10 protein-coding genes are annotated in these 15,269 nt (G+C 43.1%); 6 read left to right on the top strand and 4 right to left on the bottom strand.

The features are described 5' to 3' along the window. The first annotated feature begins 34 nt into the window (after positions 1 to 34). From clpB to MASE_RS12275, 3 genes are all read left to right on the top strand, one after another. Positions 35 to 2,611, top strand: a complete 2,577-nt coding sequence (gene clpB, locus MASE_RS12285; protein WP_014950068.1) for an ATP-dependent chaperone ClpB — start codon at positions 35 to 37, stop codon at positions 2,609 to 2,611. Between the two features lie 231 nt (positions 2,612 to 2,842). Then, positions 2,843 to 3,163: a hypothetical protein gene (locus MASE_RS12280; protein ID WP_014950067.1), complete on the top strand. Its 321-nt coding sequence runs from the start codon at positions 2,843 to 2,845 to the stop codon at positions 3,161 to 3,163. A gap of 180 nt (positions 3,164 to 3,343) precedes the next feature. Next, positions 3,344 to 4,471: a DcaP family trimeric outer membrane transporter gene (locus MASE_RS12275; protein WP_014950066.1), complete on the top strand. Its 1,128-nt coding sequence runs from the start codon at positions 3,344 to 3,346 to the stop codon at positions 4,469 to 4,471. A 62-nt stretch (positions 4,472 to 4,533) separates the two neighbouring features. On the opposite strand, the gene MASE_RS12270 is transcribed toward MASE_RS12275, so the two are convergent. Then, entirely contained in the window at positions 4,534 to 5,439 is a 906-nt protein-coding gene (locus MASE_RS12270; protein ID WP_014950065.1) for a LysR family transcriptional regulator, read from the bottom strand. A 160-nt stretch (positions 5,440 to 5,599) separates the two neighbouring features. Between MASE_RS12270 and MASE_RS12265 the strand changes: the two genes are divergently transcribed. Beyond that, the gene (locus tag MASE_RS12265; RefSeq protein WP_014950064.1) at positions 5,600 to 7,309 is read left to right on the top strand and encodes an L-lactate permease; all 1,710 of its coding nucleotides are present in this window, start codon (positions 5,600 to 5,602) and stop codon (positions 7,307 to 7,309) included. A 37-nt stretch (positions 7,310 to 7,346) separates the two neighbouring features. Beyond that, a complete protein-coding gene (gene dld, locus MASE_RS12260; RefSeq protein WP_014950063.1) occupies positions 7,347 to 9,050 on the top strand; it encodes a D-lactate dehydrogenase in 1,704 nt (567 codons plus the stop codon). An 18-nt stretch (positions 9,051 to 9,068) separates the two neighbouring features. On the opposite strand, the gene prsT is transcribed toward dld, so the two are convergent. From prsT to xdp1 (MASE_RS12245), 3 genes are all read right to left on the bottom strand, one after another. Beyond that, positions 9,069 to 11,882 (bottom strand): XrtA/PEP-CTERM system TPR-repeat protein PrsT, encoded by a 2,814-nt coding sequence (gene prsT / locus MASE_RS12255; RefSeq protein WP_014950062.1) that lies wholly within the window; start codon positions 11,880 to 11,882, stop codon positions 9,069 to 9,071. A 105-nt stretch (positions 11,883 to 11,987) separates the two neighbouring features. Then, positions 11,988 to 12,854, bottom strand: a complete 867-nt coding sequence (gene xdp1 / locus MASE_RS12250; RefSeq protein WP_014950061.1) for an exosortase-dependent surface protein XDP1 — start codon at positions 12,852 to 12,854, stop codon at positions 11,988 to 11,990. Between the two features lie 182 nt (positions 12,855 to 13,036). After that, the gene (xdp1, locus tag MASE_RS12245; RefSeq protein ID WP_014950060.1) at positions 13,037 to 13,972 is read right to left on the bottom strand and encodes an exosortase-dependent surface protein XDP1; all 936 of its coding nucleotides are present in this window, start codon (positions 13,970 to 13,972) and stop codon (positions 13,037 to 13,039) included. Positions 13,973 to 14,348: 376 nt separating this feature from the next. Between xdp1 (MASE_RS12245) and pssA the strand changes: the two genes are divergently transcribed. Continuing rightward, positions 14,349 to 15,152, top strand: a complete 804-nt coding sequence (gene pssA / locus MASE_RS12240; protein WP_014950059.1) for a CDP-diacylglycerol--serine O-phosphatidyltransferase — start codon at positions 14,349 to 14,351, stop codon at positions 15,150 to 15,152. The last annotated feature ends 117 nt before the right edge of the window (positions 15,153 to 15,269 follow it).

The following is a 15,269-nucleotide window of genomic DNA, read 5'->3' as shown; positions in this document are numbered from 1 at the left end:
GCAGGTATAGTTGTTCATTAATTAGGTTGAAATTATGAGACTAGATAGATTTACCAGTAAATTTCAGCTCGCAATATCCGATGCTCAATCACTCGCATTGGGGCGAGATCATCAATACATTGAACCTGTCCATTTAATGACTGCCATGCTAAATCAGCAAGGCGGGTCAGTACGCCCTTTGCTTGACCAAGCAAACATCAATGTAAATGCGCTACGCTCAGCACTGAGCCAAGCTATTGAGCGCCTACCTCGTATTGAAGGCATTGGGGGAGATGTTCAATTAAGTAAAGACAGCGGCATTTTGCTAAATCTTTGTGACAAGATAGCGCAGCAGCGAAAAGACGAATACATCACTTCAGAAATCTTTGTTCTAGCGGCGCTACAAGATAAAGGGCGCTTGGGGGAAATCCTCAAAAGCCTGAATATCACTAAAGAAGCTATTGAAAGCGCAATAGACGACATGCGTGGTGGCCAGAAGGTCACGGATCCTAATGCTGAAGATGTACGTCAAGCGCTTGAAAAATACACGACAGATTTAACCGAGCGAGCAGAACAAGGTAAGCTCGACCCGGTCATTGGTCGAGACGATGAGATTCGCAGAACTGTTCAAGTACTGCAGCGTCGAACCAAAAACAACCCAGTACTCATTGGTGAGCCGGGTGTGGGTAAAACGGCTATTGTTGAAGGGTTGGCTCAGCGCATCATTAATGGCGAAGTGCCTGAGGGCTTAAAGAACAAGCGTGTTCTTGCCCTTGATATGGGCGCGTTAGTGGCGGGAGCTAAATATCGCGGTGAGTTTGAAGAACGCCTTAAAGCAGTGCTTAATGAGCTGGCTAAAGAAGAAGGCCGCGTGATCTTATTCGTTGACGAACTGCACACCATGGTAGGTGCAGGGAAGGGCGATGGAGCGATGGATGCAGGTAATATGCTTAAACCTGCGTTAGCCCGTGGTGAACTTCACTGCGTTGGTGCTACAACACTGGATGAATATCGTCAGTACATTGAAAAAGACGCAGCACTTGAACGTCGTTTCCAAAAGGTATTAGTTGAAGAACCAAGCGTTGAAGACACTATTGCTATTCTGCGTGGCTTAAAAGAGCGCTATGAGCTCCATCACTCGGTAGATATTACTGATCCCGCTATCGTTGCAGCGGCAAGTTTGTCGCATCGTTATATTAGCGACCGCCAATTGCCAGACAAAGCCATTGATCTTATAGACGAGGCTGCGTCTAGCATTCGATTGCAAATAGACTCCAAGCCCGAAGAGATGGATCGTCTAGAGCGTCGTATCATCCAGCTAAAATTGGAAGAGCAAGCTCTGGCCAAAGAAACAGATGATGCGAGTCATAAGCGACTTGAGATGATTGAGTTAGAGCGTGAGCAAGCGGAAACCAAGTACGCAGAGCTTGAGAAAGTGTGGTTGGATGAGAAAGACGCCATGCAGGGCACTCAAACCATTAAAGGGGAGCTTGAGCAGGCTAAACTTGACTTGGAGATAGCGCGACGTGCATCTGATTTGAATCGTATGTCGGAACTTCAGTACGGCCGTATTCCAGAGCTTGAAGCAAAGTTAGAGCAAGCGGCTGAAAACGAAACTCGCGAGACGACGTTACTTAAAAATAAAGTGACGGACGTTGAAATTGCAGATGTGCTTTCGCGGTGGACGGGTATACCTGTAGCGCGAATGCTTGAGGGCGAGCGTGAGAAGTTGTTGCGTATGGAAGACGTACTTCACAAACGGGTTGTTGGACAAGAAGAAGCGGTTGAAGCGGTTTCAAACGCAATTCGACGTTCACGTGCTGGGCTTGCGGATCCAAACCGACCTATTGGCTCATTCTTATTTTTAGGGCCAACTGGCGTGGGCAAAACTGAGCTCTGCAAAGCCTTGGCAGGCTTTATGTTCGATACTGAAGATGCCATGGTGCGTATCGATATGTCAGAGTTTATGGAAAAACACTCGGTAGCACGCTTAGTGGGTGCACCTCCTGGCTATGTTGGCTACGAGGAAGGTGGCTATTTAACCGAAGCGGTGCGTCGCAAGCCATACTCGGTCATTTTGTTGGACGAGGTTGAAAAGGCACATCCAGATGTATTCAATATTCTGCTTCAAGTATTGGATGACGGCCGGTTGACTGACGGACAAGGACGTACTGTAGATTTTAAAAATACCGTGGTGATCATGACGTCCAACTTAGGCTCAGATATCATTCAAGATAAGCACAACGAAAGTCAGTATGACGATATGAAGGCGTCGGTAATGAGTGTTGTAGGGCAACACTTCAGACCGGAGTTCATCAACCGCGTCGATGATATTGTGGTATTCCATCCATTAGGGAAGGAGCAAATAAAATCTATTGCTAAAATTCAGCTTGCCTCGCTTCGCGCTAGGCTCGCAGAAAAAGGTTATAAGCTTACTCTGTCTGCCGCGGCTATGGATAAATTGGCGGACGCGGGTTTCGATCCAGTGTTTGGCGCACGTCCGCTTAAGCGAGCGATACAAGTGCAGGTGGAAAATCCACTCGCGCATCAATTACTCGCTGGCGAATTAATACCGGAATCAACCATTCGTATTGATGCAGATGACAGCGGACTTTTCGTTGTCAGCAATTAAAACCAAAAGGCACTTCAGACAGTGCCTTTTTTATTGCCAGTAGATTCCGCGAAAGACCATTAATTGGCAGCTTCATAACAAAAAACGATTTACTAAAAAGCCACTGGTCGAATAGCGACAGATTACGCTTTCTTGTTTAATGAATTTTCTTAATACAGCTAATTAATTTTCTTGATTTAATAATGATAACGATTATCATTAACTTATTGTTGAGAGGGTTAAGAGGTTGCGATGCAGTTATATAATTCAAACGAAGCGGTAGTTTCTGCGCGCTCAATGCCCCGAGATATAGCTAAGCTTTGTGCGCATTTCATATTATGCATGATTGTGAGCGCAGTCGGTGCCATAGGTACAGGTTTTGCCGTATTTGCATTGAGTGTAAATCAAGCGACATTCTCGCCTGCAGATACCATTATGTCTGCACTTACCGTGTTTTCTCTGTCTTTGTGTTTAAGTTGGTTTTCGCAAAGTTGGGGTAAGACACTTCAATCAATATCATTACTTTCACTTATCGTGTTAGCAACAAGTAGCCTTTTATTATTTTTCTATTGAGCGATTTATGCTCAATATTCTTCATCTCTTTACACAATTAACATTCAAAAAGTAAACCTCTGATTATGCGAATTTAGGAAAAAGTTAATATTCTAAACTCGGTTTATCCTCTAAGCACGAACGAATACATTATCCGCCCGTTAACGACATGTTAAATAGTTTCAGCTATTAGGACGAATAATGAAAACAAACAATAAATACACCCTACGCTTATCTGCTTGTGCATTAGCGCTAATTCTTAACCCTTCTCACGGCATAGAGTTGTTCAACGGGAAGGTCGGTAACGAACACGTTAAGGTTAGTGTTGGAGGTTATGCCAAAGTAGATGTCAGGCATGTTGAAGGGGATATTGCTTATCAGGATTATTGGATTGGTAATTTTCCTGGCGGGGAAGCAATAGAGACATCACACACAGGTTTCAATGTAGGAGAGTCACGCTTAAATATGGGCGTTTCTATAGGGGAGGTGAGTACTTTTATAGAAGTCGATATGTATGGCGGAGGCGGTAACGAAGCGGTAAGTAACTCTACTAACTTGAGATTACGTCACTTCTTCATCACCTATAAGAACTGGAGTGCGGGGCAAAACTGGAGCACCTTTATGCCGCTTCACGTTATTCCTGAGTCGTTAGATTTTGGTGGTCCTCATGTAGGAGAAGTGTTTGCAAGGCAAGTTCAGGTTAGATACACCTCTGGAAACTGGCAATTTGCCATCGAAAGCCCAGAGACCATTGGGGATGGTGATACCGACGCACCTGCCAATGCCGTAGGGCTTACAGGTGTAGCCGCTGACCCTGATGAGTCTACGCCCGACTTTGTTGTACGATACAATTTAGATAGTCAATATGGGCAATATGCTTTCGGCTCTGTAATACGACTTGTCGATCAAGGAGGGGTTGAAGAAGTTACAGCAGCAGTAAATATCGCAGGCAAAATACTACTTTTTGCAAAAGATGATCTACGTTTTCAATTAACCGCGGGTAAGCCCGGTCGGTATGCTGCGGCCGGCATGACTGCTGATGTTGTTGAGGATCCTGCAACTCAAACATTGGAAACGGAAAGTACGCTGGCTTATACCGTAGCGTATCGCCATTTTTGGACCGAAACCCTCCGCAGCACTGTATTTTATGGAGCAGCTAAAACAGATATTTTGGGGCGCAAACGTTCGCACTGGGCGGTGAATGTAATTGATACGGTAGCGCCGCGTCTTGATGTCGGCCTAGAGTTTGGTGCTTATTCTATCAATGATGACAACATAGACAGCATTGACTCCAATTACATCCAAGCGTCAGCTAAGTTCGCGTTTTAAGATCGCTTCAATTATGTTTAGCGCCATGTTTTTGATGTAAACGGAGATTACTTCAATGTTTATCAATAAAAATAGGCGCTTCTATTGCCAAACGCCTCTTGAAGGTAGTTGACCAGTAGCTTTAGCTTTTTGTCAGGCTGACGCGAACGAGGATAAACGGCATAAATACCCATAGTCTTAGTTACGTACTCGGCAAGTAGAGGCGAAAGCGCCCCATCTTCGATATCTTCATGCACTAATGCCTTGGGAAGAAATGCTACACCCACACCTGCAATAGCGGCTTGCCTTAACGCATCCAAGTTATTTGACTGTATTCGCCCGCCAATTTGAACGTTATGAAGCTCTCCTTCAATATGAAACGGCCAGAAGTCTGGGCCAGTGCTATCGTACTTGTAAATTAAACAATTATGTTCAGTTAAGTCGTCAGGATGATTTGGGCGGCTTTTGTTTTTAAGATATGTGGGGCTTGCGCATACTATCCATTTTGAATCTATAAGGCGTTTAGCAATAAGAGAGGAGTCCTCAAGATGTGCTGTACGAATGGCGAGATCGTAACCTTCTTCAATGATATTGGTAACGCGATTGGTAATTGCAAGCTCTACATCCACCTCTTCGTGTAAATTGCAAAACTCGGCAATTGCGCGATTTAAGACCAGTTTTGCCGATACATTGGGCATAGTAATTCGGATTTTTCCACGCACTTCATCACTGTAACCACTGACGGCATCTTCTGCGTCTTGAATGGCTAAATTGGCGATTCTCGCCTTATTGTACAGTGTTCTTCCTGCATCAGTTAAATTGAGCTTTCGTGTAGAGCGGTAAAGCAATTGAACGTTCAAATCTGACTCTAATCGTGCGATACGCTTACTTACTACAGAATTAGTTAGGTTGAGTTTTTGAGCGACCTTTGAAAAAGAGCCTTCATCAACTACGTTCACAAAAAGGATAATATCGTCTGCTTTTGCCACTATTAGTCCAAAAATGGAAATAAACTTTGTCTTTAATGCATATATATCAACACGTGAGAAATTAGTACAGTCGCACACCTAAATTTTAACCCTGCATTAACATCGATTTTCTAACGTTAGAAACTCGAATAATTAACTAATTATAATAAGAGGAAAACTCATGAATGAGATAACCCTTGGATTATTAGCATTGTTACCTATAACGCTTTCAGCAGTGCTGCTATTGGGTTTACAGTGGTCTGCGAAAAGAGCAATGCCGGTTGTATTAGCAAGTACAGCACTTATGGCACTTTTAGCATGGGATATGTCGGCAGTACGGGTGGGCGCTTCAATTCTACAAGGCTTAGTGATTACAGTATCTGTTTTGTGGATTGTATTTGGTGCAATTTTTCTGCTCAACACATTGAAATATACTGGAGCAATTGATGTTATCCGCCAGGGTTTCACCAACATTTCACCTGATAGAAGAGTCCAGGCAATAATCATTGCTTGGTGCTTCGGAACTTTTATTGAAGGTGCTTCTGGTTTTGGCACGCCGGCCGCTATAGCGGCTCCTTTGCTTGTAGCCATCGGTTTTCCTGCATTGGCTGCCGTACTTATTGGTATGATGATACAAAGCACCCCCGTCTCTTTTGGCGCAGTGGGAACGCCTATAGTTATTGGTGTAAACAAAGGCTTAGACGGCCAAGCGATCAGTCAGACTTTGCAGGCTCAAGGCTGGCAATGGGAGCAGTTTATTCAACTAATCACCTCTGAAGTGGCAATTATCCACGGAATTATTGGCTCATTTATGCCAGTTTTAATGGCTGTAATGCTCACTCGCTTTTTTGGCTCCAACAAGTCTTGGCGCGAAGGGTTACAAATTCTACCTTTCGCCTTATTCGCAGGCGTCAGCTTTACCATTCCTTACGTATTTACCGGCATTGTATTAGGCCCTGAATTTCCTTCGTTGATTGGAGGATTGGTGAGCTTGGCAGTGGTTGTTACTGCAGCTAAAAATGGTTTCTTGATGCCTAAAACAACATGGGATTTCCCGCCGAAAGCGTCATGGGACAAAGGTTGGCTGGGTAATTTGGAAATAAAAGCAGACGACATAACGTCACAAAAGGCCATGAATTGGGTTACGGCTTGGGTCCCTTATTTAGTTGTTGCACTTTTGCTCGTTATATCCAGAGTGTTTCCAACAATAAAAGAATTTACTACGTCGCTGACACTCTCATTTGACAACATACTGGGTGAAACGGGTGTAAGTGCATCAATCAGTCCGCTATATCTTCCTGGTGGGTTGTTGTTAATAGGTGCATTGGTTGCAGTAATCATTCAAAGTAAAAAGGTATCCAAGGGAGAAGTGTTGTTTAAGGCTTTCAATGATTCCAGCAAAACGTTGCTAAGTGCTGGTTTTGTATTGATGTTCACAATTCCTATGGTTAGGCTTTTTATAAATTCAGGTGTGAATGGCGCCGACATCGTCAGTATGCCGATAGCTGGCGCGCAATTGTTCGCCAATATGTTTGGCGAAGCTTTCCCATTAATTAGCCCTACCATTGGTGCATTAGGTGCATTTATCGCAGGCTCGAATACAGTATCAAATATGATGTTCAGCCAGTTTCAGTTCGAAGCAGCACTAAGCCTTCAATTGTCACCTGCACTAATTATCGCAGCGCAAGCCGTTGGGGCGGCTGCCGGAAATATGATTGCAATACACAATGTTGTAGCTGCGTCGGCAACAGTAGGATTAATGGGGCAAGAGGGAGCTACTTTAAGAAAGACTGTTATCCCAACTATATATTACGTTGCATTTGCAGGTATTTTAGTATGGTTGGGGGTTTATGTGTTTGACGTCGGCGGTCCATTAGTCGGCACAAACTAATTTTTAATACGCATTGCACTGTTCTAAGGAGTTATACATGCAAACAACCCCAATTATTGACGCTTTTAAACGCGTACTCGGGGAAAGCAATCTTGCCGTAGGAACGCGCCAAACTGAGCACTATCGCAAGGGGTGGCGGTCAGGCGAGGGCGAAGCATTGGCTGTACTTTTTCCACATACGCTAATGCAATATTGGGAAGTGCTAAAGGTTTGCGTTGAATATAACTGCATCATTATTATGCAGGCCGCGAAAACCGGCTTGACCGAAGGCTCAACGCCAAGTGGAAGCGACTACGATAGACCAGTGGTGGTTATAAATACGTTAGCAATGGACGATATTGTTCTGGTTAACGACGGAACGCAAGTATTGAGCTTTCCGGGAGCAACACTGTTCAAACTTGAAAAGGCGTTAAAGCCACTCGGGCGAACGCCTCACTCTGTAATTGGGTCGTCATGCCTAGGTGCGTCTATTGTCGGTGGTGTTGCAAACAACTCAGGTGGGGCACTTGTCAAAAGGGGACCTGCCTATACTGAGTTATCGCTGTTCGCTCAGGTGGATAAAAACGGAGAGCTAAAGCTTGTTAATCACCTAGGGATAGATTTAGGCGACACGCCAGAAGAAATTATCGGAAACCTTTCTTCTGGCAACTTTCCAAAATCTCTACCTGAAACCAGTATGAAAGCGTCGGCAAGTGATTATGAATACATCGTTAGAGACGTAAATGCTGATACGCCGAGCCGCTTTAATGCCGATCCAACACGGCTTTACGAAGCCAGTGGATGCGCAGGTAAAATTGCTGTTTTCGCGGTGCGCTTAGACACATTCGAAGTGCCTAATAAAGAACAAACGTTTTATATCGGTACGAATGATGCCTCTGTACTTACTCGTATTCGCAGAGACATACTGACTCAATGTAAAAACGTTCCTGAGGTGGGTGAATATCTTCATAGAGAAATGTTCGATATTGCAGATGTTTACGGAAAAGATACCATCATAAGTATTCAGCGTTTGGGAACTGACTCGCTACCTAAAATGTTTGCACTCAAAGGGCGGGTGGATGCCGTGCTCAACAAGTTACCTCTGCTTCCTCCTTACCTAAGCGATAGATTGATGCAGTTCGGTAGTAAGTTCTTTTCTGACCAAATACCCTCGAGTATAAGAACTTACCGCGACAAGTACGAGCATCATCTAATCCTTAAAATGAGCGATGGTGGCATCGAAGAGGTTAAAACGCTTTTGGCCAAGCTGTTTAACGAAGAGAAGCTAGATGGTGACTTCATTACTTGTAATGAAGAAGAAGCGTCTAAGGCGTTTTTATTACGTTTTGCTGCAGCTGGCGCCGCGGTTCGCTATCAAACGTTACACCATAAGCAAGTAGGAGACATCTTAGCATTGGACATCGCATTGCGCCGCAACGATGATTTATGGGTCGAGAACCTGCCTGAGCACATCGCCAAACACGTTGAAAAGTCACTTTATTATGGACATTTCTTCTGCCATGTCTTCCATCAAGATTACATACTTAAAAAAGGCAGCGACGCCAAAAAAGTAAAAGCAGATATGTTGGCACTATTAGACAGTCGTGGCGCTAAGTATCCGGCTGAACACAATGTAGGTCATTTGTATGAAGCCGAAAGTAACTTGCAGAAATTTTACAAAGACTTAGATCCAACCAATACGTTTAACCCTGGTATTGGCAAAATGGAAAAGCACAAACGCAACTGTTCGTGCTGTCTATAGCTGCATGCGAAGAGAGCCTTATAGGCTCTCTAATAGCGTTCTTGCTTGAGGACGCTTAAAGAAAGGGCGTTCCACTTTTACTGCATATTCTAACTCTTTTTTCGCCTCTTCAATTCTATTGAGCTTGGCTAGCGTGTAGCCCAGATGATAGCGAATATTTGGGTCGTTGGCGTCTCTGGCGAACGCATCCCTCAGCATTTTAAGGCTGCCTTCATAGTCTCCTTGTAGCGCTTTGATGTGACCGTAGGTATCCAATATTTTTGCTGAGTTTGGTTGAAGCTCGTAGGCCTGACGTGCATAGTTTTTTGCAGTGACTAGCGATTCCTCGATATGCATGATCGCTAGGCGATTGTAAGCCTCAGCAGGGTTGAGTAAGTTTGGTTGCTCAACAAGTTCCTTGTAAAGCGCTATCGACTCATCGAACTCTTGAATGAAGAATAAGTATTGCGCCAACAGGTTTTTTGCCAGCAGATTGTTTTCATTCTCACTCACCAGTTTTCTTGCCGTATTCAAGAATACATCAACAAACTGATCGTTCAGTGCGTAGTTGTAAATGGCAACAAAAGCCTGTGCAAAAGTAGCGTCTACGTCTAACGCTTTTTCAAACTCTTTGATAGCTTGTTCACTGTTTCCCTTATTTGCTGCCAATCGGCCTTTCAAGAAATAATAAACCGGATTTTGTTGTTGGTTTGCGGGAATGGTTGTTAGCAATGATTGTGCTTTGTTGTTGTTTTGCATGTCGAGCAGTAGGCTCACATAGCGCAACGTGACAAACGTACTTGTATTCGCTATTTCATACGCTCGGGCCATGGCGTCTAAGGCGTTTCCATCATTATCAACACTTCGAGCTTGATCAGCATATGCGATAAGCTTGCCGGCATCGTCATTGATAAAATTCCTCACAATACTTAGCGTTTTTTCTGCATCGGCACGTTGACCTGCTTCTAACTGAAGCGCTGCTTTTCGAAGGAGATAATCGGCGTTGTCGAAATCGTCTTTGATTAAGAGGTCTAAGTGATAGAGCGCATTTTTTGTGTCGCCTTGTTGTTGATACAAAGATGAAACGCGCTCTCTCGCTCCAGTATTTGAAGGCGTGAGCGTCAATATATCGAGATAAATTTGCTTAGCTTCTTCTAGATTTCCTGCTTTGCTTAAATTGAACGCTTTCAGCATCAGCGTTTCATTGTGTTGGGGAGACAGAGCAAGTAACTCTTCTACTAGCAGGTTAGATTTATCGACATTTCCTAAACGGCTTTCCGTGGCTGCTAAATTGAATTTCGCAGGGAAAAGCGTCGGGTTTTGCGCTAGCGCTTTTTCTATGTTGATCTTGGCTTCTTCTAATCGACCCTGTCTAATCAATATACCGGCTTTAAGATTGAAAACTTCTGCTTCGTTTGGAAACAAAGCGCTTAGTAAGTCAGCGCCTTTTAATGCATTCTTAAATTGCTGAGCTTGTAAATTCATCAATGAATAAGTGAAAAGAAAGCCGGCATTATCCTTGTAGGTAGATAAGTTATTTTCAAGAATCGATAGCGCTTCATCTTGCTTACCTCTAGCAGCCATTAATTTAATCTTAAATAGCTGGAGCTTGTTTTCATTCGGGTATTTATATTCAAGATTTTGCAAAAGTCGCTCGGCTTTAAACGCTTTGTTTTGGCGAATAAATAAGTCACCTAAAAGCAGTGCTGAGTCTGGGTCTTCCATTAACGCATCCTGATGACGTTCAAGCAGGGCAAGGGCCTGCTTATCTTGTTGAGTCGCCATGTAAACTTGGCTCAACATCAATACCGCCTGTAAGTCATCAGGCTCTTGTTGCAAATAAGCGTTAAAATCTTTCGCGGCTGTTTCCATGTTGTTATTAAAGAAGTTAGTTAAACCACTTATGTAAAGCAACATGGGCTGTGAGGTAATAAGCTCAGGATCCAGTTGAGCCATGAAGTCGTTAAGTTCTTTTAGTTTTTCGTTATCGATAGCTTGCTGGTTGTCTCTGCTTTGTAACCAGCTATTAAGTAAGATGGCCAGCGGATCATTGGGTGTATCTTGGATTATCTCATCTACGAACAGTTTTGCCGTGTCGTAGTCTTTCGCTTCTAAATACAAATCAACAAGATTCCGTAATGCAATGGGATCGTCTCGATTAAAAGTCAGCGCTTTCTGTAAATGTGCGGTTGCAGCGTCTGTATCACCCTGTCGGTATGCAAGTTGCCCCTTCAATCGCCATGTTATTGCATTTTTTGGTTCTAACGACATGGCTTTATTGATAAGCGAGGTCGCTTTGGATAAATCTTCATTTTGAAGAGCAATGGAGGCTAAGCCATTTATTGCAGGTACAAAATTAGGCGTGCGTGAAACGATTGTATTGTAATCACGTAGAGCACACGACTCGTCTTGCAGTCTAATACACGCAGTTGCACGTATCATCAGCCACTCGCGCTCTGCATCACCTGACAGTTTGTTTAGATCAGAGAAGTCTACAATTTCTTGGTACCTGTTCAAAAACAACCAAGTGTTGCCGAGAGGCTCTGCCAGAAGGTTGATATCTGCACCCATTTCCAACGCTTCTACAAACTCCATTTCTGCTGCAGTTAAGTAGCCATTAATAAGCAGTATTTCGCCCATTAGGATTTTTGCAGCAAGGTTTTCAGGATCTTTTTGTAAGCTGTTTTTAAGGTGGATATAGGCTTCGTCGTATTCGTTTTGATTAAACGCGGTCAGTGCTTTTTCGTAGTCTTCTGACGTAGAAGCAAAACTGTTAAAAGCGATTAATGATGAGGCAACTGCAGAGACAATAGCGCGTTGTACAACACGCTTTTTATTATTAAAAAAATCCATATATACCTTCGAAACTTAGCCTAGCCGCTGGCTTAAAAATAGCATAAAAAAAGGTGGCCTAAGCCACCTTCTAAAGATACGTGTTTTCTATGCGTTTTTAAACAATTAAACGCGGCGCTTACGTCTATAAAGAACAAGACCTAAACCCAACCCCATCAGTGCTAGGGCGCCAGGCTCACTAACTTCTGCGGTTGGTTGAGTCATTGACACACCAATGGAAGACAGTTTTAATTGTACGCTGTTAAAGTTACTCTTAGCGTTATCGTCGAAAATGGTATTGTATGCACCTATTAACCAGTATTTTGCACTACCAGTTAGCTTCGTAAATGTTGATTCGTACAAACCGTTTGAGCCTTTTGAACCTACGCCATAGTGACCTAGTGTATTCTCAACAATAGCGCTTGTAACAGTGTTCCAAGTTGAGTTGGCTCCGCTCTCAAATGCCGCAATACTATTAAGACCCGCAACAGTAACTTCTTTACTATCATTGTCGCCGACTACCCAAGTGAAGGCTGCATTTTCAAGAGTCACTGACTCGCTAAATGACAGTAAGAACATATCAAAATCTCTGCCACCGCCGTCACCGCTATTATCAACTGCGTGACTATCACCTCCCCAAGAATAATCACTATTTTTAATTCCGTAGCCAACGTGTCTATTTGCTAAAGTACAACCATTATGACCAAGCGTACAGTTCCACCAACCTTGAATATTGCCCTGGGCAAGTTTGTCGTCGGCGTGTCCTGCAGAGTTTGACCAAGCAGTGATTCCTACATCAACTGTAACGCCGTTGATCTCGATTGAGGTATTGCTGTTTTGCGCATTGGTCGTTTGTGAGTAATTAGCGCTGCCATTAGAATTGGCGAGTGTGTATTGTGCATCATACTTTGCACTGTTGAGGCTTGAATCTGTAGCGAAAACTGATGAACTAACAGCAAGTAATAGTATTGTCAGCGATGTAGAAAACTTCATATTTTGAACTACCCAAAAAGCAAAATTAGATGATTATTTCTAATGTTATGCTTATTTCGTGCCAGTTTGTTTAAGTTTATGATTTTTAAGTTAATGTTATAATTTGAAAAGGGACGATATGAGAGAGGGTAAAAAAAACTGACAGATTTTCCAACCTGTCAGTGATCTAAAGTCTAATTTCTTCAAATGGATTTTTTGCGACGCCACATCACGAGAAGTGAACAAGCCATGAGTAAGCCAATGGTGCCAGGTTCAGAAACTTCTGTTGGCGTTGGCGTACCGGCAGACTCTGTTACAGAGAAGCCAACATTAGCAAGCTTAAAGGCATCATTACCTACATGGCCGCCAATATTTCCGAATACGGTGTTATAAGCGCCAACCAACCAATATTGAGCGGACTCAGTGAAAGTAAAGTCAGCGCGGTGATCTAAATATTCACAGTTTTCAATATCAAATGAGGCTGAAGTTAAGGCGTTAGCGACAATATCGCTCCACGTGTTAACACCTGAGGTTAGTTTCGAAGTATTACTTAGTGCTGCAACAGATACTTGGCTGTCGCTGCCACTGTAAAGCCATGAAAAACTTGCGCCCGTTAGTGTCACCGCAGAGTCGAAAGATAACAACACGAAGTCATAGTCACGTTCTACGTTAGTCATACCACTATAATAAGCGTTCGCGCTACCTTGAGAGTAATAGTTGATATTGTCAATAGCGTGGTCAGCGTCGCCACGATAGTATGCTTCATCATTGTTTGTTATGCCGTAAGCCCATTTATCTGAGATTTTTTCTAACTTGGCGCCAACGACTGTTTCGCCGGTAACTCCTTGTGTGTCAGAAAAGGCGGACATATTAATATTTAATCCGTCTATTTGAACAAAGGAATTATTCGTCTGATTGGTTTGTGTCACTTTGTTATCGACTAGATCGTAGGTGTATTCTCCCAACGGAGAGTTACATACATTGCTTTGTTCGTTGCTTTGGCTCGATGACCCACAGTGAGAATAACTTTGCTTTTTATAATAGGTAGCGAATGCTGAATTAGCACTCAGGGTAGATAGCAAAGCTGTGGAAAGTAATAGTACAGTTTGCAAAGAAAACGTTTTTTGTAGCGTTCGCATAATTGCTTTCCTATATATGAAGCGCAAAGCACTTCAAGTACACGCCGAGTGATGTGTGCGCATATTATGCGAACACAAACTTGGTAGTACCTAATTTCAACATGGACTTGTATGATATATGAACGGTGAGCTATTTAAGGTATGTAACCGTATACCTAGTTATTAGTTGTTTGTTTGATCGTGAGCATACGCGGTCCTGAATAAATAGAAGCCAAGCGCCGGCATTGTGGTAGGAGTACGTGTAATCAATGCAAAGCTAATAACGTTTTGCAACGGCGTTATGTAAAGGAACGAGGCAGCCTTTTTACTTTGCTATGCGTTCCTGCATATCTATGAAATAATTAGTGCAATTGTATATGTAGAAGTATGAGGACATATGTCTGATCAAAAACGTAAAGGGATATACTTACTTCCCAACTTATTAACAACAGCAGGGTTGTTTTCGGGTTTCTTTGCTGTGGTTTCGTCAATGAACGGCAGGTTCGAAGCCGCGGCAGTGGCTATCTTTGTTGCTATGATTTTTGATGGCTTAGATGGGCGTGTGGCAAGAATGACGAACACGCAAAGCGACTTTGGTGCTGAGTATGACTCAATGGCAGATATGGTTTCATTTGGAATGGCACCTGCACTTGTTGCTTATAATTGGGGGTTAACTGAGCTGGGCAAGTTAGGCTGGTTAGCGGCTTTTATATATGTAGCGGGTGCAGCTCTTCGTTTAGCTCGCTTCAATACGCAAGTTGGTATTGCCGATAAGCGTTTCTTCCAAGGTCTCGCAAGTCCGGCTGCTGCGGCTGTTGTCTCTGGTCTTGTATGGGTTGGAGTTGAGTATGATGCTGTTGGTACCGACTATGGTTTAATAGTTGCTGCAGTAACTGGCTTGGCAGGTTTGCTGATGGTGAGTAACTTTAAATACAATTCTTTCAAAGAAGTTAATTGGCACGGTAAGGTTCCATTTGTAGGCCTTCTTTTAGTTCTTCTGATATTCGTTGTTGTGGCAACAGAACCCGCTTTAGTATTGTTCCTTGTTTTTGCACTATATGCGTTAGCTGGACCTATCAATACGTTTCGTACCGTTGAGAAAGTAACGTTAGACGATGTAGTGGGCGACCATGAAGAAGATGCAGACTTCAATGCCGATAAAAAGAAAAGCAATGAAAGTGTAGACAATAAGCAGGAATGATTACGTAGCAATAATCAGATGTATTCGCTCAATAATAAAGAGGATATGCCTTTTTGAGCTGATAGAATAAGGATATACAAGCGTAAACGCATGCTTAATGTACTAATAGATTAAAAA

Source organism: Alteromonas macleodii ATCC 27126, assembly GCF_000172635.2.
GTDB classification, from domain to species: Bacteria; Pseudomonadota; Gammaproteobacteria; order Enterobacterales; family Alteromonadaceae; genus Alteromonas; species Alteromonas macleodii.
This window is presented reverse-complemented; position numbering and strand designations above follow the sequence as displayed.

What these genes read in the sequence shown, in the direction of transcription:
- MASE_RS12265 (WP_014950064.1), top strand. Translation starts at nt 5,600, where the DNA reads ATGAATGAGATAACCCTTGGATTATTAGCATTGTTACCTATAACGCTT.
- MASE_RS12275 (WP_014950066.1), top strand. Translation starts at nt 3,344, where the DNA reads ATGAAAACAAACAATAAATACACCCTACGCTTATCTGCTTGTGCATTA.
- pssA (WP_014950059.1), top strand. Translation starts at nt 14,349, where the DNA reads ATGTCTGATCAAAAACGTAAAGGGATATACTTACTTCCCAACTTATTA.
- xdp1 (WP_014950060.1), bottom strand. Translation starts at nt 13,972, where the DNA reads ATGCGAACGCTACAAAAAACGTTTTCTTTGCAAACTGTACTATTACTT.
- clpB (WP_014950068.1), top strand. Translation starts at nt 35, where the DNA reads ATGAGACTAGATAGATTTACCAGTAAATTTCAGCTCGCAATATCCGAT.
- prsT (WP_014950062.1), bottom strand. Translation starts at nt 11,882, where the DNA reads ATGGATTTTTTTAATAATAAAAAGCGTGTTGTACAACGCGCTATTGTC.
- dld (WP_014950063.1), top strand. Translation starts at nt 7,347, where the DNA reads ATGCAAACAACCCCAATTATTGACGCTTTTAAACGCGTACTCGGGGAA.
- xdp1 (WP_014950061.1), bottom strand. Translation starts at nt 12,854, where the DNA reads ATGAAGTTTTCTACATCGCTGACAATACTATTACTTGCTGTTAGTTCA.
- MASE_RS12280 (WP_014950067.1), top strand. Translation starts at nt 2,843, where the DNA reads ATGCAGTTATATAATTCAAACGAAGCGGTAGTTTCTGCGCGCTCAATG.